Below are 19,746 nucleotides of genomic sequence, written 5' to 3'. Positions count from 1 at the left end.
CTTGATGTTGAGATAGTTTAAGTTTAAAGTGATCCGCTGTGCAGCGGATCACTTTCGACTTCCAACTTCAGGGCGATCATGACTAGACCTCTCACTGCCAGTGCTTACACGGACGATTTCGCGCGCGCGCACCTGCCGCCACCGGAACTGTGGCCGGAATTATGCTTTGACTTGCCCGAGTTGCAGTACCCGCCGCGCCTCAATTGCGTGGCCGCGCTGCTGGAAGGCTGCGCGCCCGAACGCATCGCCCTGCGCGGCGCGCAAATCGAATGGACATACGCGCAGCTGATGGAGCAGGTGGATCGCATCGCCCACGTGCTGCGCGGGCCGATGAAGCTGGAGACGGGTAACCGTGTGCTGCTGCGCGGCGCGAACAATCCCATGATGGCGGCGTGCATACTGGCGGTGATCAAGGCCGGCTTGATCGCCGTGCCGACCATGCCGCTGTTGCGCGCGCGTGAACTCGGCACGATAGCCAACAAGGCGCAGGTCAATGCGGTGCTGTGCGCCGATTGTCTGCGCGTGGAGTTGGAAGCCGCAGAGCTACCGCAAGCGGCGCGTGGCAATACCCTGTGGTTCGGCGGCGAGGGCAGCGCGCCGGATACGCTGGAAGCGGCGATGGCGGCGCAGCCGGCGCACTTCGACTCAGTCGATACGGCGGCCGACGATGTGTGCCTGATCAGCTTCACCTCGGGCACCACCGGCGTCCCGAAAGGCACCATGCATTTCCATCGCGACGTGATGGTGATTTGCGACTGCTTCCCGCGCTCGGTGCTGCACTCGCAGCGCAGCGACGTGTTTATCGGCACGCCGCCGCTGGCCTTTACCTTCGGCCTCGGTGGCTTGCTGCTATTCCCGCTGCGCGTTGGTGCGACGGCCGTGCTGCTGGAGAAGCTATCGTCGGAAACCCTGCTGAAAGCGATAGAGACATACCGCGCCACGGTGTGCTTTACTGCCCCGACCTTGTACCGGCAAATGGCGGTGGTGGCGGGACAGTATGATTTATCGAGCCTGCACAAGAGCGTGTCGGCCGGTGAGGCGCTGCCGGCGGCCACGCGCGAAAGCTGGCGGCAGGCCACCGGCTTGGTGATGATAGACGGCATAGGCGCGACCGAGCTGCTGCACATCTTTATCTCGGCAGCCGGCGAGCAGGCGCGGCCCGGTGCGACCGGCAAGCCGGTGCCGGGCTACCAGGCTTGCATCCTTGATTTGAACGGCAAGCCGGTGGGGCCGGGCGTGATCGGCAGGCTGGCGGTGAAAGGCCCGACCGGATGCCGCTACCTGGACGATGAGCGACAGCGCGATTATGTGCTGAACGGCTGGAACCTGACTGGTGATGCGTATGAGATGGACGCCGACGGCTACTTCTACTATCGCTCGCGCACGGACGACATGATTATCTCGGCCGGCTATAACATCGCCGGCCCGGAAGTGGAGGACGTGTTGCTGCGTCACCCGGCGGTGGCGGAGTGCGGCGTGGTCGGCAAGGCGGACGAGGAACGCGGACAGATTGTGGAAGCGCACGTGGTGCTGCGTGCCGGCTTTGAGGCCTCGGCGGAGTTGGCGGTGCAGCTGCAGGAGTTTGTGAAGGCGCAGATCGCGCCATACAAATATCCGCGCTCGGTGAAATTCTTGCATGCTTTGCCGCGCACCGAAACCGGCAAGCTGCAACGCTTTAAATTGCGTAGTGAATGAGATGAAGATACTTTGCGTAGGCGGCGGCCCGGCAGGCTTGTACTTTGCCCTGCTGATGAAAAAACAGAATCCGGCTCACCAGATCGTGGTGGTGGAGCGCAATCGTCCCTACGACACGTTTGGCTGGGGTGTGGTGTTTTCCGACCAGACGCTGGGTAACCTGACGGAAGCGGATGCGCCGACCGCGCAGGCGATTGAAGCGTCCTTCAATCACTGGGATGATATCGACGTGTTCTTCAAGGGCCAGAAGGTGACATCGGGCGGCCATGGTTTCTGCGGTATTGGACGCAAGCACTTGCTCAACATTTTGCAGCATCGTTGCGAGGAGTTGGGCGTGGAGCTGGTGTTTGAGACCGAGCTGACCGACTATGCGCAGTATGGCGCTGATCTGGTGATTGCTTCTGACGGCCTCAATAGCCGCATCCGCGCGCGCTACGCGGACAGCTATCAGCCGATGATAGAGCCGCGCCGCTGCCGCTTCGTGTGGCTCGGCACGCGCAAGAAGTTTGATGCGTTCACCTTTGCGTTTAAACAGACGGAGCATGGCTGGTTCCAGGCGCACATCTACCAGTACGATGCCGATACCTCGACCTTTATCGTTGAGACGCCGGAATCGGTATGGCGCGCAGCGGGATTGGAGACGATGACGCAGGAGGAATCGATTGCGTTCTGCGAGCGTTTGTTTGCAGAACAGCTGGATGGGCATAAGCTGATGTCCAACGCGTCGCACCTGCGCGGCTCGGCGATGTGGATTACGTTCCCGCGCATTGTGTGCGGCAAGTGGGTGCATTGGGACGGCAACGTGCCGGTGGTGCTGATGGGCGATGCCGCGCATAGCGCGCATTATTCGATCGGCTCGGGCACCAAGCTGGCGCTGGAAGATGCGATTGAATTGGCGCGCTGTTTCGGCGCGCACGCCGACGCGCGCAGCGCATTGGCGGCGTATGAAGAATTGCGCGCAGTGGAAGTGCTCAAGCTGCAAAGCGCGGCACGCAATTCGATGGAATGGTTCGAGAACGTAGAGCGCTACACGTCGATGGAAGCGCCGCAGTTTGCCTACTCCATGCTGACCCGCAGCCAGCGCCTGTCGCACGAAAACCTGCGATTGCGCGATGCCGCCTACGTCGCCAGCTATGAACGCTGGTTCGCCCAGCGCGCCGGGGCAGCAGCCACCACCGTACCGCCGATGTTCACGCCCTACACGGTACGCGGCCTCACGCTGAAAAACCGCATCGCCGTTTCGCCGATGGCGCAATACAGCGCTGTAGACGGTGTCGCTGGCGACTACCATCTGGCCCACCTCGGCGCGCGCGCGCTGGGTGGCGCTGCCTTGGTCTTTGCCGAAATGACCTGCGTCTCCGCCGATGCCCGCATCACGCCATACTGCCCCGGCATGTACAAGCCCGAACACACGCAGGCGTGGAAACGCATCGTTGATTTCGTCCACCAGCACAGCGACGCCGCCATCGCGCTGCAACTTGGTCACGCCGGCGCCAAAGGCTCCACCCGCGCCATGTGGGACGGCATCGACCAGCCCCTGGAAAAAGACAACTGGCCGCTGCTCTCCGCCTCGCCACAGCAATACCTGCAAGGCGTCTCGCAAACTGCGCGCGAAATCACGGCCGCCGATATGGATCGCATCCAAAAGGATTTCGTGCGCGCCACGCTAGCCGCTGAGGAAGCAGGCTTCGACTGGCTGGAACTGCACTGCGCCCACGGCTATCTGCTATCGTCCTTCATCTCGCCGCTGACCAACCAACGCAGTGACGAATACGGCGGCAGTCTTGAAAACCGCTGCCGCTATCCGCTGAGGATCTTCAAAGCGATGCGTGCCGCATGGCCGTCGCACAAGCCGATGAGCGTTCGCATCTCCGCCCACGATTGGGTAGAAGGCGGCATCACGCCGGATGACGCCGTGCACATCGCACGCCTGTTCAAAGCCGCCGGCGCCGATATGATCGACTGCTCATCCGGCCAGGTCAGCAAACTTGAGAAGCCCGTGTATGGCCGCATGTTCCAGGCGCCATTCGCAGACCGCATCCGCAACGAAGCCGGCATCGGCGCCATCGCCGTCGGCTCCATCTTTGAAGCGGATCACGTCAACAGCATCATCGCCGCCGGCCGCGCCGACTTGTGCGCAGTGGGGCGGCCGCACCTGGCCAATCCGGCATGGACACTCGCCGAAGCTGCGCGCATCGGCTACACCGCAGCCGCTTGGCCCAAGCAATACCTGCCCGGCAAACAGCAAATGGAACGCAATCTGGCACGAGGAAATTATGGAAGATGAAGAACAACTGGATCTGGCCAGCCGCCTGACGCAAGACCACCACCAGTCGCTGAAACTGTGGCTGCGCATGTTGTCGTGCACCGTCAAGATCGAGAACGAGATCCGCAGCCGCTTGCGTTCCAGCTTCGGCATCACGCTGCCGCGCTTTGACTTGATGGCGCAGCTGGAACGCCATCCGCAAGGCCTGCGCATGGGCGAGCTGTCCAAGCGCATGATGGTCACGGGCGGGAACATCACCGGCATCACCGATCAGCTGGAGCTGGAAAAGCTGGTGGTGCGCGTGCCCGATCCGAAAGACGGCCGCGCCTACAGCGTCAAGCTAACGCCGGCCGGCCGCAAAGCCTTCGCCACCATGGCGGCAGAACACGAAAGCTGGATCGAGGAGCTGCTGCAAGGCGTCTCCAGCGCCGATAAGGCACAACTGATCGACATGCTGTCCGCGATCAAGCAGCAACTGAACTAAAGGAATCACCATGCAGTACACACCCAAGCATTTTCTATTCGAGGTAGACGGCGGCGTTGCCACGCTCACCTTGAACCGCCCGGAGCGTAAAAATCCGCTGACCTTTGAATCCTATGCCGAGCTGCGCGACTTGTTCCGCGCGCTGGCCTACGATAACGAGATCAAGGCCGTGGTGCTGACCGGCGCCGGCGAAAACTTCTGCTCCGGCGGCGACGTGCACGACATCATCGGCCCGCTGACCAAGCTCGATATGCCCGGCCTGCTGGCCTTCACGCGCATGACCGGCGACCTGGTGAAAGCCATGCGCGCCTGCCCGCAGCCGCTGATCGCGGCGGTGGACGGCGTGTGCGCGGGCGCCGGTGCGATTCTCGCGCTGGCATCGGACATACGCATCGGCACGGCGCGCAGCAAGACCGCCTTCCTGTTCACGCGCGTGGGCCTGGCCGGCGCCGATATGGGCGCCTGCTCGCTGCTGCCGCGCGTGATCGGGCAGGGACGCGCGGCGGAGCTGCTATACACCGGGCGTTCGATGTCGGGCGCGGAGGCTGAGCGCTGGGGCTTCTTCAACAGCGTGCAAGAACCGGAAGCCTTGCTGGACGCGGCGCGCGACTACGCACAAGCGCTCGCCAGCGGCCCAACCTTCGCGCACGGCATGACCAAGAAGATGCTGCAACAAGAATGGAATATGGGCGTGGACGAAGCGATTGAAGCGGAAGCGCAGGCGCAAGCCATCTGCATGGCGACGCAGGACTTCCATCGCGCCTATCACGCCTTCGTCGCCAAGCAAAAACCTCAATTCGAGGGCAATTAATGAGCGATAAAAATTATCTCGCGTGGCCGTTCTTCGAACCGCGCCACGCCGCGCTGGAACAGGCGCTGGATGCATGGGCTGCGCAGCGCATCGCGCACGGCCATGAGCAGGACGTGGATGCGGCTTGCCGCCAACTGGTGCGCCAACTGGGCGAGGGCGGCTGGCTGCGTCACGCCATCGGCGGTACCGCGCACGGCGGCGTAAGCGACAGCATCGACACCCGCGCCATTTGCCTGATCCGCGAAACGCTGGCGCGCCACAACGGTCTCGCCGACTTTGCGTTCGCCATGCAGGGCTTGGGCTCCGGTGCTATCAGCTTATTCGGCAGCGAGGCTAATCGCGCCGAGTACCTGCCGCGCGTGGCGCGTGGTGAAGCGATTGCGGCGTTTGCGTTGTCTGAACCACAGGCCGGATCGGACGTCGCGGCGATGCAGTGTGCAGCGGTGCTGGATGGCGACCACTATGTTTTAAACGGCGAGAAAACCTGGATCTCCAACGGCGGCATTGCCGACTTCTATGTGGTGTTTGCCCGCACCGGCGAGCAGCCCGGCGCGCGCGGCATCAGCGCTTTCATCGTAGATGCCAACACGCCCGGCTTCAGCATCGCGGAACGCATCAACGTGATCGCCCCGCATCCGCTGGCGCGCCTGCAATTCACTAACTGCCGCATCCCGGCCGCCAAGCGCCTGGGCGAGGCAGGGCAGGGTTTCAAGGTGGCGATGGCGACGCTGGATGTATTCCGTACCTCGGTGGCGGCAGCGGCGCTGGGCTTTGCGCGGCGCGCGCTGGACGAGGCCTTGCAGCGAGCCACGCAGCGCCAGATGTTCGGCCAGGTGCTGGCCGACTTCCAGCTCACCCAGGCCAAGCTGGCCGAGATGGCGACCGGCATCGATACCTCGGCCTTGCTGACCTACCGCGCCGCGTGGCAGCGCGACCAGGGCGGGAAGGTAACGAAAGAAGCGGCGATGGCGAAACTGCACGCCACCGAAACCGCGCAGCAGGTGATCGACGCTGCGCTGCAGATGTTCGGCGGCCTCGGTGTGGTCAGTGGCCAGATCGTCGAAAGCCTGTACCGCGAAATCCGCGCGCTGCGCATTTACGAAGGCGCGACCGAGGTGCAGCAATTGATTATCGCGCGCGAGCTGCTGAAGGAGACATGATGGAGATATTGCAACCGCCAGGTTGGGCGCGTCCACGCGGCTATGCCAACGGCATCGCCGCCACTGGCCGCATGGTATTCGTCAGCGGCATGATAGGCTGGGACGGCGACGGCGTGTTCCACACCGACGATTTCGCGGGCCAGGCGCGGCAAGCCTTGCTCAACATCGTCGCCGTGCTGAAGGAAGCGGAGGCCAGGCCGGAGCACATCGTGCGCATGACCTGGTACGTGGTGGACAAGAACGAATACGTCGCGGCCTACAAGGAAATCGGCCGCGCCTACCGCGAAATCATCGGCGCGCATTACCCGGCAATGACCGCGGTACAGGTGATGGCGCTGGTCGAAGACCGCGCCAAGGTGGAGATCGAGGTGACCGCCGTCGTGCCGTAACGTCCTAGGAGCGATGCGGCAAGAAGGCGTTCTTCATCAGCGATGGCGAGGCACGGTAGGTGCAGCTGGAATAAAACGCCAGTGCAGTCCACAGCGAAATCGCCATCACCGTCGAGGCGGCGGCAAAGCCGAAAGTCGGGAACAGCAGTACCGCCAGCAGCGAGTAGGTGCCGGACACGATCAATTGGCCGATCAAGCGCACCTTCGGCTTATCCAGCGCGATCAGGGCAATGCCGAATGGCGCCGCGAGGCAGCGCGCAATCACTGCCATGCCGAAGCCGACGAACAGGATATTGCCTTCCTCGTACTTGGTGCCAAACACCGCGTGCAGGATGTAAGGCAGGATAAACACCATTCCCAGTGCGAACACCACGCCGACGATGAACAGCTCAATGGTGGCCGAGCGCAGGTTGCGCGAAGCCTCGGCCTCGTTGCGCTGCTTGCCATGCAGGTTGTTGGAAATCGACGGAATATAAGTGGCAGAAAACACCTGCACCACGGCGAGACTAATCTGCGTCACCTTCGCCCCCACCTGGTACACGCCGGAGAAGTGCATGCCGAAGAAGTGGCTGACGAAGATAATGTCCAACTGCGCAAACGACGCCGTCACCACGCTATCGCCGGCGTAGTATTTCAGCCGCTTCAAATCGCTGAAGAAACTGGCCGCAGTGTCGCGCACATCTTGCAGCGACCAGCTGAACACGCGGTCGTAGCGCTTGGCCGCAATCACCGACGCCGCCAGGTAGAATAACTTGGAGCCGAGGATCGCCATGCCGATGTACTCGACCTCCTTGAATTCATACGCCACCAGGCCGACCAGCACCAGGTGCAGCACGCCGCTGATAATCGAGATCCACGCCTCGGTCGCATACTTGCCGATGCCGCGGAAGTAAATCTGCGCAAAGTCGCCGTGCGAGCTAAATAGCGAAGCCACGGCCAGGCAGGAGAAGAATACAAGGTCGGTGGTGTGCAGCGTGCCGGTGGCGAGGAACACCCCGAGCGTCAGCGCAAATACCGGCAGGAACAGGAAGATCCTGAACAGCGTGTACTTGTTGAAGATCGACGCTGCCTTGTTGTTATCGATCGAGATTTCGCGCAGCGCCGGATTTTGCAGGCCGTAGTCGGTGACGAGGCACATCAGCGTGGAATACGCCACGAACACCGCCAGCCGGCCGAGGCTCTCGGGACTGATAAAGTAGCCGGTGACGATGAAGACACCGGAGCCACTAATGAGTTTTGAAAAGACGGAAGCAGCCGCGAGGATTTTTTTGGAGAACATGCTGGCCGTTGGCGATTAAAGATAACGGCGCGCTTGCGTGACTGGCTTCCGGTTGGAGTAGGCAACGTTCAAATGCTCGGGCAGGTGGCCGACCGCCAGCAGCATGATGATGACTTCGGAATCAGGGATATTCAGCAGGTCGCGCATGGCCTTGTCTTCCTTGGCGCGCTTGCTCCAGTTCAGGCAGCACGAGCCGATGCCCTTGGAGTGCAGACCGAGGATCAGGCTCATCGAGAACAGGCCGCCGTCGATCCAGCACTGGTTGCGCTCGCCGCTTTCCCAGAAGTTGGTCAGCTTGTTGGTGATGACCAGCAGCTTGTCGATCTTCTCGGCAAAGCCGCGCGCGCCGCCGTGCATGTCGGTCATCTTCTTGATCAGTTCCTTGTTCTCGACCACGTGCACGAAACCGTCCTGGCGGTTGCAGACGGCAGGGGATTTCAAGGCGATGGCGACGGCGGAGTCGATGTCCTCGCGCGCCACCGGCTTGTCGGAGAACTGGCGGATACTGTAGCGGCGCAGGAAGAACTGATCCGACACCGGTTCGGTGATGCCGTAAATCTCGCTGGCATCCAGGCCGATCACGCCGCCGTTGACGTCGGCGTATTCATCGAGGCTGGCCAGCATGGCCTGGATCTTGTCCTTGCGCGGGTAGTCGAACAGCTGGTGCGACTCATTGAACTTGACGTAGGCGCGCAGGGTGCTCGACGGCGCGCGCAGGAAATCGTCCTTGCCGTAGCGGGCGATGTATTCGTTCATCAGGAAGGTGAGCTCGTCGATTTTCTCGACGCCGAAGCCCTTGCGCGGCGCCGGCAGCGACAGGCCTTTTTCGATCTCATGGTACTTGGCGGTGATGCGCGACTTCAGGTTGCCCGCGCCCGACAGGTGGAAGCTCGACGAATATTTCACGTAGCGCGACACGTCGTACAGCACGTCGGCAAAGATCTTATGGGAGTTTTTCAGGAAGCGCAGCCAGATCCTGGCCTTGGTTGGACGGTGTGCACTACCAAAAATATGCAATTTATCTAACATCGGGATAGCCGTTCGTGGGACGCATAGGAGTTGGAATTATGGCAAATTTAGAGGTCAAGCGCCAATATTTTTTGTGCAGTGCGGCACCCTGCGTCAGGGTATTGAAGTAAGGAAATATGCGGTGCCGGAGGGAATGGGAGTGGTCCCCCCGACTGGAATCGAACCAGTATCCCACGCTTAGGAGGCATGTGCACTATCCATTGTGCTACGGGGAGGACGCAGCGCATTATAGCGGGTCGCTCCGCTCGCGGGAAAGGTTGTTACGCACTTGATAGTTACACACTATTGCAAAAAAATATTTACACTGCACCACGTGAAACGTATATTGTTGTAGTTGAATTGCTTTTAATGTCACTTGGAGGAACCCGGTCTCGGGGTTGTATGCAATGAAAAAATATTTCGCAATGTTTGCCTTGGCAGCAGGGCTATCGGCCGGCGCGCAGGCTGCCACCTACGACCTGACGACCTATCCGGGGTTCACTGGTGGTACTTATGGCGACTTTACCTACGACGGCAAGTGGGTCGCGTTCTTCGATGCGCCGATTATCAGTTTCTATGATGTCAACGTCAGCACCTTGACCTATGACGCTGGCACCCTTGATTTCAGCTCCATCAGCCTGAACGGCCGCCCATGGGACGGCTACGGCAGCGGCATGCCGCCGGGCGTGAGCCCAACCTTGACGCTGACCTTCAAGGGACTCGATGGCGGCGTGCTGGCGACCAAGTCGGTCGTTTTGGAAGACAACGATACCTTCAACAGCATCACCGCGAGCGTGCACGGCGTGCACTCGATCGATTTCAGCATCCCGGCTGCCGCCCAGTACTTCGTGCGCGTCGCCAGTGTATCGGCGGTGCCGGAAGCGGAAACCTACGCCATGATGCTGGCCGGCCTTGGCCTGCTGGCTGTCGTGCGCCGCAAGCGTCAAGCCTGAGTCAGAAGCTGCGGGTAGCGCGCAAGCGCGCCTGCAACTGCTGGATCGGCACCCACGTCACCATGTCATCGAACTCGCCGCCGGCAGCGCCGGCGTTGTCGCTGCGCGCGCGGCTGATGAAGTAGGTAGGCGTGGCGTCGTTCTGGCGCTCGTCCACATTGGTGGTGGCCACGCTGGCCTGGTGAATGCCCAGCACGCTGGTGCCGAGGTTGTACTTGCCACTGGAATACAGCACCGCCGGCGCGCACTGCGCGTACGGTTCGCACTGCGCCTGGCCGATGATGTAGGTCGGCAGGCCGTTGGCGGCGCGCCCGATCACCACCTTGTCGCCGGTGGTCAGCTGGCGGATTGGCGTGACGGTGAAGGCCGGCGTCACGCTGTAACGCAGTAGTTTGCCCCAGCTATCATAGCCGCGTATCCCCAATGTTACCCATGGAATGAAGCCGTTGCAGCTCTCGGCGCTATCGCAGGGCTGGGCGTCTTCCGTGCCATCGAGCGCCGAAACGGCGGGGCGCGGCAGCCGGCCGTGCAGGGCGGCGTAGCCGAGCAGGGCTTCGCGCGCGTCGCCGAGGATTTGCTGGGTTTGCAGTTCCTGGCGCAAATCGTCGGCGCCGGGCTTGTAGGCTTGCATCAGCAGCGCGGCCGAACCTATACCCGCCAGCGCCACCAGCATCAGCAGGGCGGCGCCGCGTTGGCGGCGGAGTGGAAGAGGGCGCAGGGACATAAATCCAGTGTATCGCATAGTCGGCAGGCGGGAAAGTGACCTGCGGCGCCAGCTTATCGGTACAATACCGCCTTCTTACAATTTTCTCCCACCATCATGGCTGTTATCTCGCTCTCTTCCGCGCTACTGGCGTTTGGTCACGTCGCGCTGCTCGATCACGCAGAATTTTCGCTGGAGACCGGCGAGCGCGTCGGTCTGATCGGCCGTAACGGCACCGGCAAATCGTCGCTGCTGAAGATTATTTCCGGCCGCTTCAAGCTGGACGACGGCCTGCTGGTGATGCAGCAGAACCTGAATATCGTCTACGTCGAGCAGGAGCCGGTGTTTGAGCCGGAGATGTCGGTGCACGACGCCGTGGCGTCCGGGCTTGGCGAGCTACCGGCGCTGCTCAAGGAGTACGACGCGCTGACCGGCCAGTTTGGACAAGGCGACGACGACGCCCTGATGGCGCGCATGCACGATATCCAGGTGCTGCTCGACGCTAAAGATGGCTGGAACGTGGCCAACAAGGTCGAGACCGTACTCGGCAAGCTGAACCTGCCGGGCCACCTGCTGATGCGCGAACTGTCCGGCGGTATGCAAAAGCGGGTGGCGCTGGCGCGTGCGCTGGTATCGGCGCCGGATGTGCTGCTGCTGGACGAACCGACCAACCACCTGGATTTCACCTCGATCCAGTGGCTGGAAGGCTTGCTGCGCGACTTCAAGGGCAGCGTGCTGTTTATTACCCACGATCGTTCGTTCCTCGATAACGTGGCTACCCGTATTATTGAACTCGATCGCGGCCGCTTGCTGTCCTTCCCGGGCAACTTCACCACCTACCAGGCCCGCAAGGCGGAACTGCTGGAAAACGAGGAAGTGGAAAACGCCAAGTTCGACAAGGTGCTGGCGCAGGAAGAAATCTGGATCCGCAAGGGCGTCAAGGCACGCCGTGTGCGCGACGAGGGGCGCGTGCGCCGCCTGGAAGCGCTGCGGCTGCAACGCGCTGCGCGCCGCGAGCAGCAGGGCCAGGTCAAGCTGGAAGTCTCGGTGGGCGAACGTTCGGGCAAGATCGTGGCCGAGCTGGAAGGCATCAGCAAGAGCTACGGCGAGCGCGCGATTGTCAGCAACTTCACCGGCACCATCCTGCGCGGCGACAAGGTCGGCCTGATCGGCGCCAACGGCGCCGGCAAGACCACCATGCTGAAAATGATTTTGGGCGAACTGGCGCCGGACAGCGGCGTGGCCAAGCTCGGCACCAAGCTGGAAGTGGCGTACTTCGACCAGATGCGTACCCAGCTCAACGAAGAAGCCAGCCTGGTCGACACCATCTCGCCGGGCAGCGACTGGGTCGAGATCAACGGCCAGCGCAAGCACTCGATGAGCTATCTGAACGATTTCCTGTTCTCGCCGGAGCGCGCGCGTTCGCCGGTGAAGTCGCTGTCTGGTGGTGAACGCAACCGCCTGCTGCTGGCGCGCCTGTTCGCCAAACCGGCCAACTGCCTGGTGCTGGACGAACCAACCAACGACCTCGACATCGAAACGCTGGAACTGCTGGAAGAACTGCTGGAAGAGTACACCGGCACCGTGTTCCTGGTCAGTCACGACCGTACTTTCCTCGACAACGTGGTCACGCAGGTGATCGTGGCCGAGGGCGAAGGGCAGTGGCGCGAATTCGTCGGCGGCTACAGCGACTGGGAGCGCGTGCGTTCCACGGTGGCGGCGCCAGCCAAGCCAGCCGCCAAGCCGGCCAAGGCTGAAGCCGCACCGGCGCCAGCCGCCGCTGCGCCAGCCGCCAAGGCCCGCAAACTCAGCTTTAAAGAACAGCGCGAACTGGAAGAGCTGCCGAAGCTGATCGCCGCGCTGGAAGATGAGCAAAGCGCGCTGACCTTGCAGCTGTCCGATCCTGATCTGTACAAGAAAAACGCCGCCGAAGCGCGCCGCGTCACCGCGCGGGTCGAGGAAATCGAGCTGGAACTGCTGACCGCGCTGGAGCGCTGGGAGCAAATCGAGGCTGGCAGCAAGGGCTAAAATACAACTGTTGTAATTCTTGCACACCGCAACTCAGCAGGGCGCACTTGCTGCGTTGCGTCATCTATAATCGCTTTCATCTTACACTTCATGCGCGCCCCATGAACGACGTCTGCGTAGGCATCCCTTGCTGGCATCAGCCAGGCTTCCCTCCCGTACCGCACGGGAGGCTGGGTGTTTAATCAGCAGACGCTTCCGCGCATCGTTCCGTTTGCTCTTTACCTGGCTTTCCTGGCCCTCGGCGACATGCTTGCCAAGGCCGGTTGGACTGCTGACCAGTTACGCTATCTGTACGTAGTCAAGATCGCCGCCGTGGTGCTGGCGTTGCTGGCCTACCGCTCCCATTACGTTGAACTGCGCCCGCTGCATTTGCCGTGGCGGCAGGCGGCGCTGGCCGTGCTGGCCGGCCTGCTGGTGTTCGTGCTGTGGATTTCGCTGGTGGCGCCGTGGATGGTGATCGGCACCTCGTCCGGCTTCGATCCGCGCGTCGACGGCGCCATTGACTGGCCGCTGGCGCTGCTGCGCGCCGCCGGGGCCGCGCTGGTGGTGCCGCTGATGGAAGAGCTATTCTGGCGGTCTTTTCTGATGCGCTGGCTGCAAAAACAAGATTTTCTTAATGTAAATCCTGCACATGTAAAAATTACAGGATTTATTGTTACGGTGATATTATTCGGGATTGAGCATCAACTGTGGCTGGCTGGCATGGTGGCCGGCGCCATATACAGCGCTTTGTATATGACCAGTAAAAACCTGTGGTCGCCGATCCTGGCGCACGCCGTGACAAATGGTGTGCTCGCTTGCTACGTGCTAGCGACCGCGCAGTGGACTTTCTGGTAACATTGACGAAACACTTACTTGCACCATCGACATCATAAAAACCATGCCCAGCATCTCGCGACTGAACCAGCAACGCCGCGTTCCAGCGGTTTTCTCCACCCTCGGTTGGCAGGCTGCCCTGGCGGCGCTGTGCGGATGCGCGCTGAGCTTGCCGGCGCATGCCGCGCTCAGCGATACGCTGCATCCCTTCCTGGGCGTCACCTACACCACGGACAACAACTTGTTCCGCGTGCCCGACGGCGTCGAGCCGGGGCCGGAAGGGCGTTCCGATACGCTGCGCCAGACCATGTTCGGCGTCTCGTTGGATCGGCCGATCGGCCGCCAGCGCATCGAGGCCAACGTCAAGCTGAGCAAGGTGCACTTCAATAAATACGATGAGCTCGATTACAGCGGCGAGGATGCCGACGCCACCTTCCGCTGGCGCCTGGGCGACAACCTGAACGGTTCGGTGGGCGGACGCTACTCGCAAACGCTGTCCTCGTTCAACGATTTCCACAGCGTCCAGCGTAACTTGCGCGTGCAGCGCAATGGCTTTGCCGACTTGAACTGGCACGTCTATCCGCGCTGGCAGGTTCGCACCCGCTACTGGCAAGACGAGTTCCGCTACGATCTGGCTTCGCAGAAATACCTGGATCGCACCGAGCGGAACGCTGAACTGGGCTTTGACTACCTGTCGCCGACCGGTAGCACCATCGGCCTGGTGGCGCGCCGCCAGCGCGGCGATTACCCGGACGGCGTGCGCGGCTTCTTTGCCAACGAGGATTTCACCCAGAACGCCTACCGCCTGAAGGTGCTCTGGCTGGCGTCGGCGCAATCCAAGCTGGAGGCGGAAGTGGGTCACACGGCGCGCCGTCACGAGGCGTCGAACAGTCGCGACGCCAGCGGTACCAACGGCCGCTTGACCGCCACCTGGTCGCCGCGCGTCACCTTGAACTTTATCGGCGCCGCGTGGCGCGAATTCTCGGCGTACGAGGGCGGCCTGACGCCATACAGCTTGAACCGCGGCGCCAGCCTGCGCGGCAGCTGGTCGCCGCTGGATCGCGTGCGCTTCGACGCGCAACTGCAAAACGTGCACCGCGATTTTAGCGAGCCCAAGCTTGGCACGGTGATCTTGCCGTCGTTTGGCGACAGCAGCCGCACCGCTTCGCTCGGCGTCAACTATGCCTTCCGCGACAACATCGGCGTTGGCGCTTCATTCAACCGCGAGAGCCGCAGCATCGATCGCCGCTATGGCACTTCCTACCGTTCCAACGGCGGCTCGGTGTATGTCAACCTGCAATTCTAAACCAGTGGAATCCGCATGACCGTTAATGATATTCCGCTGATCTCGTTTTTCCAGCGAGTGCTCGATCCCCTGATCATCATGGGGATGCTGTACCTGTCGTCGATGCTGCTGGGGGTTCAGTTCAATGGCTACGCCCTGGTGCTGATGGTGCTGGCGTTCTTCATCTCGTCGGCGGTGTACTCGCACATCGATCCGTACCGTGCATGGCGCGGCAACCGCATGGCGGCCTATGCGCGCGACATGGTGGTAGGCTGGGTGCTGACCGTGGCGCTGCTGTGCGTGCTCGGCGCCGCCAGCGGCCTGTCCAGCCGCTTCGACCCTCGGGTAATGCTGTGCTGGTTCATCCTGACCCCGGTGCTGCTGCTGAGCAGCCACCTGATCATGCCGGGCCGCGCCAGCCGCGCCAAGGAAGTACGCTCGGTGGTGGTGATCGGCGCCAACGACGTCGGCCTGAAGTTCGCCAAGGTGGTGGGCAGCAATCCCAACCTGTACATGAATGTGACCGGCTTCTTCGATGACCGCACCGAGGATCGCCGCCCCGAGGGCATGGTGCATCCGATGCTGGGCAAGATGGCCGACGTGGCCGAGTACGTGCGCCAGAACGGCATCAAGATGATCGTCATCAGCCAGCCGCTGTCGGCCCAGCCGCGCATCCGCAAGCTGCTCGACGAACTGCAGGACACCACCGCCTCGGTCTACTTCCTGCCGGACATTTATGTGTTCGACCTGATGCAGGCGCGTTTCGACACCGTGGGCGGCATGCCGGTGATCGCCATCTGCGAATCGCCGTTCACCGGCTTTAACAGCATGGTCAAGCGCACCAGCGACATTGTGCTGGCGCTGGTGATCCAGGTGATGCTGCTGCCGATCATGCTGGTGATTGCCCTGGCCATCCGCAGCACCTCGCCGGGGCCGATCATCTTCCGCCAGCGCCGCTACGGCCTGTATGGCGAGGAAATCATCGTCTACAAATTCCGCTCGATGACGGTGGCCGAGGATGGCGCCAAAGTCACCCAGGCAACCAAGAACGACAGCCGGGTGACCAAGGTCGGCGCCTTCTTGCGTAAGAGCTCGCTGGACGAGTTGCCGCAGTTCATCAACGTGCTGCAAGGCCGCATGAGTATTGTTGGGCCGCGTCCGCACGCCGTCGCGCACAACGAGCAGTACCGCAAGCTGATCAAGGGGTATATGCTGCGTCACAAGGTCAAGCCAGGCATTACCGGCTGGGCGCAAGTGAATGGCTTGCGCGGTGAAACCGAAACGCTCGATAAGATGGAAGCACGCATCAATTACGACCTCGACTATCTGCGCCGCTGGTCGCTGCTGCTGGATGTGTGGATTATCTTGCGCACCGTGCAGGTGGTGCTCAAGCGTGAGAATGCCCATTAGAGCAGGTGGTGCTTTAAGGGCATGTTAAGGTGACAAAGGTGTTTGCAATATTGACAATCGGCTGAACGGCCTCCATACTAACCGCCATATTGGCTCTTTCCTGTGCAGTGCAACATAAACTAAGACAGGTAACTTTGAGGACAACATGTTGAACAAATTTACGCGTGCAAATTCCACCACCAACCGCGCGCGCGCGCCCCTGCAAGCCGCCGGGGTACTGCTGGTGTTGCTGGCCCTGGCCGGTTGCAGCAAGGGTTCCCACAAGCCGGGCCAGGCCTTGGCCAGCGTCAACGGTGAAGAAGTCACCGTGCTGCAATTGAACGAGGAACTGCAACGCGCCAACGTGCCGGCGCAGCAGCAAGAAACCGCCAGCAAACAATTGCTGGAAAGCCTGATCGACCGCCAGCTGCTGCTGAGCGAAGCGACCAAGGAAAAACTCGACCGCGATCCGAAAGTGGTGCAGTCGATCGAGCGCGCCAAGGCGCTGATCATCGCCCAGGCCTACATGCAGAAGCACCTGCCGGCGCCGACCAAGCCGACCGCCGCCGAGGTATCCGAGTACTACGCCAAGAACCCGGTGTTCTTCGCCAACCGCAAGGTGCTGGAAATGCGCCAGCTGGTGGTGGCTACCAAGGATCTGTCGCCTGAGCTGAAAGCCGTGCTGGACGCCAACAAGTCGCTGGAAGAGGTCGCCAGCTGGATGGAAGCGCACAAGGTTGAATTCAGCCGCAGCCAGGCCGCGCGCGCCACCTCCGACCTGCCGCCGGAAATGAGCGCCAAAGTGCTGTCGCTGCCGAAGGGCCAGCTGTTCATCGTGCGCGAAGGCGCGCGCAGCGTGATCATCGCTGTTACCGATATCAAGGACGCGCCGGTCACCGAGCAGGTTGCTGCACCGCAGATCGAGCAATTCCTCGCCGGTCAGCGCAGCAAGACCGCCGCCGCCGCGGAAATGGCGCGCCTGCGTGCGGCCGCCAAGATCGAGTACTTCAACAAGACCACGGGCGAGCCGGAAGCGGCTCCGGCGGCGACGCCAGCTGCCGCCCCGGCCCCGGCCGCCGCCGCGGCTGTCCCGGCGGCCACCGACGCCGCTTCGGCGGGCGACGCCACCGCGCGCGGCGTTGCAGGCTTGAAATAACCCGTACACCGCACGCAAAGCAGACTCTGGAGGATGGACTACATGATGAAACGAATTGGAATGTGGCTGGCGGCGCTGGCCCTGCTGTTTACCGTTGGCGGCGCGAGCGCGGCCGACGTCGAGCTCGGCCCGGGCGACGTGATCAAGGTGCTGGTGTATAACAACCCTGACTTGTCGCTGGAAACCCGCGTCAGCGAATCGGGCACCATTACCTTCCCGCTGCTGGGCGTGGTGCCGGTGGGCGGCCTGTCGACCGCGGCGGCCGAGAAAAAACTGGCGCAATTGCTGCAAAGCGGCGGCTTCGTCAAGCAGCCGCAGGTCAACATCGTGGTCACCTCGCTGCAAAGCCAGCAGGTGTCGGTGCTGGGCCAGGTTAACCGCCCGGGCCGCTATCCGGTCGATGGCAAGCGCACCGTGCTCGACATCCTGGCCTCGGCCGGCGGCGTTGCGGCCGACGGCGGCGACTTCGTCACCCTGCTGCGCAAGCGCGGCGGCCAGACCCAGCGCGAACAGATCGACATCGTCGACATGGCGCGCAAGGGCGAGCTGACCCGCGACTTCGACCTGCAAGCGAACGACGTGCTGTATGTCGAGCGCGCACCGCGCTTCTACATCTACGGCGAAGTGCAGCGTCCGGGCCCAGTGCGTCTGGAGCGCCAGATGACCGTGCTGCAGGCGCTGTCGGCCGGCGGCGGCCTGACCCCGCGCGGCACCGAACGCGGCGTCCGCATCAAGCGCACCGACGCGCAGGGCAAAATCGAGGTCATCAGTGCCAAGCACGACGACCTGCTGCGCCCCGACGACGTGGTGTACGTACAGGAAAGCCTGTTTTAATCCTGCCGGCGGGGGCAGCCCCGCCAGCCGTTGCTGAACACTGAAATCGGAAACCCGACCATGAACTTTGCCCAGTTTCTCCTCATCCTCCGCGCGCGCAAGCGGGTCATCCTGTTGACCCTGGTCTTCACCGTGGTCACCACGGTGGTGGTCAGCTTGCTGCTGCCTAAGACCTACAAAGCCACCTCGTCGGTGCTGCTCAACTACAAGGGCGTCGACCCGCTGACCGGCCTGACCATGCCGGGCCAGCTGCTGCCCGGCTACATGGCGACCCAGATCGACATCATCACCAGCAAGAACGTGGCGCTGCGCGTGGTCGACTCGCTGCAACTGGCGCAAAGCCCGGCCGTGATCGCCCAGTTCAACGAAGCGGCCGACGGCAAGGGCACGGTGCGCGACTGGCTGGCTGACCTGCTGCTGAAGAAACTCGACATCGTGCCGTCGAAAGAATCGAGCGTGGTGGAAATCAGCTTCAAGGGCAGCGACCCGCAATTCGTGGCGGCGATCGCCAATGCCTTTGCCGAGCAATATCAGAAGGTATCGATCCAGCTGCGCGTTGAGCCGCTGAAAAAAGCCTCGGTGTACTTCGACGAGCAAACCAAGCTGCTGCGCGACGCGGTGGAAGCGGCGCAAAGCCGCCTGTCCAAGTACCAGCAAGAACACGGCATCGTCAGCCTGGACAACCGCCTGGACGTGGAATCGAACCGCCTGAACGACCTGTCGGCGCAGCTGGTGATCGCCCAGGGCCAACTGATGGAAGCCAACTCGCGCCAGCGCATGGCCGTCGGCAGCGACGCACTGGAATCGCCGGACGTGATCGGCAACCCGCTGATCCAGAACCTGCGCGCCTCGCTGGCCGCCGCCGAGTCCAAGCTGGCCGAAGTCGGCGAGCGCCTGGACAAGAACCACCCGCAGTACCAGTCGGCCAAAGCCGAAGTGGACAAGATGAAGGCCGAGCTGGCAGTGCAGATGAAGGTCACCTCGAACTCGGTGCGCAACAACGCCGCCATCCTGCAACAGCGTGAAGCGGCCATCCGCACCGCACTGACCGAGCAGAAGAACAAGGTGCTGGAACTGAACCGCACCCGCGATGAGATGGGCGTGCTGCAAAAAGACGTGGAAAGCGCCCAGCGCGCGTTTGACGTGACCTCGCAGCGCTTCTCGCAGACCAAGATCGAGGGCCAGGCCGACCAGTCCGACATCGCCGTGCTGAACCCGGCCGTGCCGCCGATCGAGCCATCGTCGCCGCGCCTGGTGCTGAACACCATCCTGTCGATCTTCCTCGGCGGCTTCCTCGGCCTGGGCTTCGGTCTGCTGGCTGAAATGCTGGACCGCCGCGTGCGCTCCGAAGGCGACCTGGCCGAAGCGCTGCAAGCGCCGGTGCTGGGCGTGATCGACTGGAATGCTGCTGCGCGCCGCCCGACCGGCATCAAGAAACTGTTTTCCTCCAATTCCCGCTTGCGCTTGAACTAAACGATGATGGACACTCC

General features: G+C 62.2%; 17 protein-coding genes and 1 tRNA gene. 14 read left to right on the top strand and 4 right to left on the bottom strand.

Annotated elements, in window-relative coordinates:
• Window positions 1-78 precede the first annotated feature (78 nt).
• The 6 genes from GTP45_RS00500 to GTP45_RS00475 are packed head-to-tail and all read left to right on the top strand — an operon-like array spanning window position 79 to window position 6,805.
• Window positions 79-1,695: an AMP-binding protein gene (locus GTP45_RS00500; protein WP_161011936.1), complete on the top strand. Its 1,617-nt coding sequence runs from the start codon at window positions 79-81 to the stop codon at window positions 1,693-1,695.
• Between the two features lies 1 nt (window position 1,696).
• Entirely contained in the window at window positions 1,697-3,982 is a 2,286-nt protein-coding gene (locus GTP45_RS00495) for a bifunctional salicylyl-CoA 5-hydroxylase/oxidoreductase (RefSeq protein ID WP_161011935.1), read from the top strand.
• Entirely contained in the window at window positions 3,972-4,445 is a 474-nt protein-coding gene (locus tag GTP45_RS00490) for a MarR family winged helix-turn-helix transcriptional regulator (protein WP_161011934.1), read from the top strand. The genes GTP45_RS00495 and GTP45_RS00490 overlap by 11 nt, the downstream gene beginning before the upstream one ends.
• Before the next feature lie 10 nt (window positions 4,446-4,455).
• Window positions 4,456-5,256, top strand: coding sequence for an enoyl-CoA hydratase family protein (locus tag GTP45_RS00485; RefSeq protein WP_161011933.1), 801 nt, complete (start codon window positions 4,456-4,458; stop codon window positions 5,254-5,256).
• Complete coding sequence (locus GTP45_RS00480; RefSeq protein ID WP_161011932.1) at window positions 5,256-6,416, top strand: acyl-CoA dehydrogenase family protein; 1,161 nt, start codon at window positions 5,256-5,258, stop codon at window positions 6,414-6,416. The genes GTP45_RS00485 and GTP45_RS00480 overlap by 1 nt, the downstream gene beginning before the upstream one ends.
• Entirely contained in the window at window positions 6,416-6,805 is a 390-nt protein-coding gene (locus GTP45_RS00475) for a RidA family protein (RefSeq protein ID WP_161012668.1), read from the top strand. Before GTP45_RS00480 ends, GTP45_RS00475 begins: the two co-directional genes overlap by 1 nt.
• A 4-nt stretch (window positions 6,806-6,809) precedes the next feature.
• Here the strand turns inward: GTP45_RS00475 and GTP45_RS00470 are convergent, their stop codons facing one another.
• From GTP45_RS00470 to GTP45_RS00460, 3 genes are all read right to left on the bottom strand, one after another.
• The gene (locus tag GTP45_RS00470) at window positions 6,810-8,084 is read right to left on the bottom strand and encodes a lipopolysaccharide biosynthesis protein (RefSeq protein WP_161011931.1); all 1,275 of its coding nucleotides are present in this window, start codon (window positions 8,082-8,084) and stop codon (window positions 6,810-6,812) included.
• Between the two features lie 15 nt (window positions 8,085-8,099).
• Window positions 8,100-9,113 carry a nitroreductase family protein gene (locus GTP45_RS00465; RefSeq protein ID WP_161011930.1) on the bottom strand — a complete coding sequence of 338 codons (1,014 nt, stop codon included), beginning with the start codon at window positions 9,111-9,113 and terminating at the stop codon, window positions 8,100-8,102.
• Window positions 9,114-9,253: 140 nt separating this feature from the next.
• Window positions 9,254-9,328, bottom strand: a tRNA-Arg gene (locus tag GTP45_RS00460).
• Between the two features lie 171 nt (window positions 9,329-9,499).
• Between GTP45_RS00460 and GTP45_RS00455 the strand changes: the two genes are divergently transcribed.
• On the top strand, window positions 9,500-10,045 hold the full coding sequence (locus GTP45_RS00455) for a PEP-CTERM sorting domain-containing protein (RefSeq protein ID WP_161011929.1): 546 nt from the start codon (window positions 9,500-9,502) through the stop codon (window positions 10,043-10,045).
• A 1-nt stretch (window position 10,046) separates the two neighbouring features.
• On the opposite strand, the gene GTP45_RS00450 is transcribed toward GTP45_RS00455, so the two are convergent.
• Window positions 10,047-10,769 carry a hypothetical protein gene (locus tag GTP45_RS00450; protein WP_161011928.1) on the bottom strand — a complete coding sequence of 241 codons (723 nt, stop codon included), beginning with the start codon at window positions 10,767-10,769 and terminating at the stop codon, window positions 10,047-10,049.
• Between the two features lie 96 nt (window positions 10,770-10,865).
• Between GTP45_RS00450 and GTP45_RS00445 the strand changes: the two genes are divergently transcribed.
• The 7 genes from GTP45_RS00445 (at window position 10,866) to epsF (ending at window position 19,729) form a co-directional block, all read left to right on the top strand.
• Window positions 10,866-12,776 (top strand): ATP-binding cassette domain-containing protein, encoded by a 1,911-nt coding sequence (locus GTP45_RS00445; RefSeq protein ID WP_161011927.1) that lies wholly within the window; start codon window positions 10,866-10,868, stop codon window positions 12,774-12,776.
• A gap of 174 nt (window positions 12,777-12,950) precedes the next feature.
• Window positions 12,951-13,613 (top strand): CAAX prenyl protease-related protein, encoded by a 663-nt coding sequence (locus GTP45_RS00440; RefSeq protein ID WP_161011926.1) that lies wholly within the window; start codon window positions 12,951-12,953, stop codon window positions 13,611-13,613.
• 43 nt (window positions 13,614-13,656) lie between these two features.
• On the top strand, window positions 13,657-14,898 hold the full coding sequence (gene epsL, locus GTP45_RS00435; RefSeq protein WP_161011925.1) for an XrtB/PEP-CTERM-associated polysaccharide biosynthesis outer membrane protein EpsL: 1,242 nt from the start codon (window positions 13,657-13,659) through the stop codon (window positions 14,896-14,898).
• Window positions 14,899-14,913: 15 nt separating this feature from the next.
• Entirely contained in the window at window positions 14,914-16,287 is a 1,374-nt protein-coding gene (locus GTP45_RS00430; protein ID WP_161011924.1) for an undecaprenyl-phosphate glucose phosphotransferase, read from the top strand.
• Window positions 16,288-16,432: 145 nt separating this feature from the next.
• The gene (locus GTP45_RS00425; RefSeq protein ID WP_161011923.1) at window positions 16,433-17,422 is read left to right on the top strand and encodes an EpsD family peptidyl-prolyl cis-trans isomerase; all 990 of its coding nucleotides are present in this window, start codon (window positions 16,433-16,435) and stop codon (window positions 17,420-17,422) included.
• Window positions 17,423-17,467: 45 nt separating this feature from the next.
• Window positions 17,468-18,256, top strand: a complete 789-nt coding sequence (gene epsE / locus GTP45_RS00420) for a polysaccharide export protein EpsE (protein ID WP_161012667.1) — start codon at window positions 17,468-17,470, stop codon at window positions 18,254-18,256.
• 60 nt (window positions 18,257-18,316) lie between these two features.
• Window positions 18,317-19,729 carry a chain length determinant protein EpsF gene (gene epsF / locus GTP45_RS00415; protein ID WP_161011922.1) on the top strand — a complete coding sequence of 471 codons (1,413 nt, stop codon included), beginning with the start codon at window positions 18,317-18,319 and terminating at the stop codon, window positions 19,727-19,729.
• Window positions 19,730-19,746: the final 17 nt, after the last annotated feature.

This window comes from Duganella rivi (assembly GCF_009857435.1).
Classification (GTDB): domain Bacteria; phylum Pseudomonadota; class Gammaproteobacteria; order Burkholderiales; family Burkholderiaceae_D; genus Rugamonas; species Rugamonas rivi.
This window is presented reverse-complemented; position numbering and strand designations above follow the sequence as displayed.

Bases quoted from the DNA above. Each gene is read 5' to 3' on its own strand.
- GTP45_RS00500 (WP_161011936.1), top strand. From the start codon at position 79: ATGACTAGACCTCTCACTGCCAGTGCTTACACGGACGATTTCGCGCGC.
- epsF (WP_161011922.1), top strand. From the start codon at position 18,317: ATGAACTTTGCCCAGTTTCTCCTCATCCTCCGCGCGCGCAAGCGGGTC.
- GTP45_RS00445 (WP_161011927.1), top strand. From the start codon at position 10,866: ATGGCTGTTATCTCGCTCTCTTCCGCGCTACTGGCGTTTGGTCACGTC.
- GTP45_RS00465 (WP_161011930.1), bottom strand. From the start codon at position 9,113: ATGTTAGATAAATTGCATATTTTTGGTAGTGCACACCGTCCAACCAAG.
- GTP45_RS00425 (WP_161011923.1), top strand. From the start codon at position 16,433: ATGTTGAACAAATTTACGCGTGCAAATTCCACCACCAACCGCGCGCGC.
- GTP45_RS00470 (WP_161011931.1), bottom strand. From the start codon at position 8,084: ATGTTCTCCAAAAAAATCCTCGCGGCTGCTTCCGTCTTTTCAAAACTC.
- GTP45_RS00495 (WP_161011935.1), top strand. From the start codon at position 1,697: ATGAAGATACTTTGCGTAGGCGGCGGCCCGGCAGGCTTGTACTTTGCC.
- GTP45_RS00475 (WP_161012668.1), top strand. From the start codon at position 6,416: ATGGAGATATTGCAACCGCCAGGTTGGGCGCGTCCACGCGGCTATGCC.
- GTP45_RS00480 (WP_161011932.1), top strand. From the start codon at position 5,256: ATGAGCGATAAAAATTATCTCGCGTGGCCGTTCTTCGAACCGCGCCAC.
- GTP45_RS00450 (WP_161011928.1), bottom strand. From the start codon at position 10,769: ATGTCCCTGCGCCCTCTTCCACTCCGCCGCCAACGCGGCGCCGCCCTG.
- GTP45_RS00485 (WP_161011933.1), top strand. From the start codon at position 4,456: ATGCAGTACACACCCAAGCATTTTCTATTCGAGGTAGACGGCGGCGTT.
- GTP45_RS00430 (WP_161011924.1), top strand. From the start codon at position 14,914: ATGACCGTTAATGATATTCCGCTGATCTCGTTTTTCCAGCGAGTGCTC.
- GTP45_RS00490 (WP_161011934.1), top strand. From the start codon at position 3,972: ATGGAAGATGAAGAACAACTGGATCTGGCCAGCCGCCTGACGCAAGAC.
- epsE (WP_161012667.1), top strand. From the start codon at position 17,468: ATGAAACGAATTGGAATGTGGCTGGCGGCGCTGGCCCTGCTGTTTACC.
- GTP45_RS00455 (WP_161011929.1), top strand. From the start codon at position 9,500: ATGAAAAAATATTTCGCAATGTTTGCCTTGGCAGCAGGGCTATCGGCC.
- epsL (WP_161011925.1), top strand. From the start codon at position 13,657: ATGCCCAGCATCTCGCGACTGAACCAGCAACGCCGCGTTCCAGCGGTT.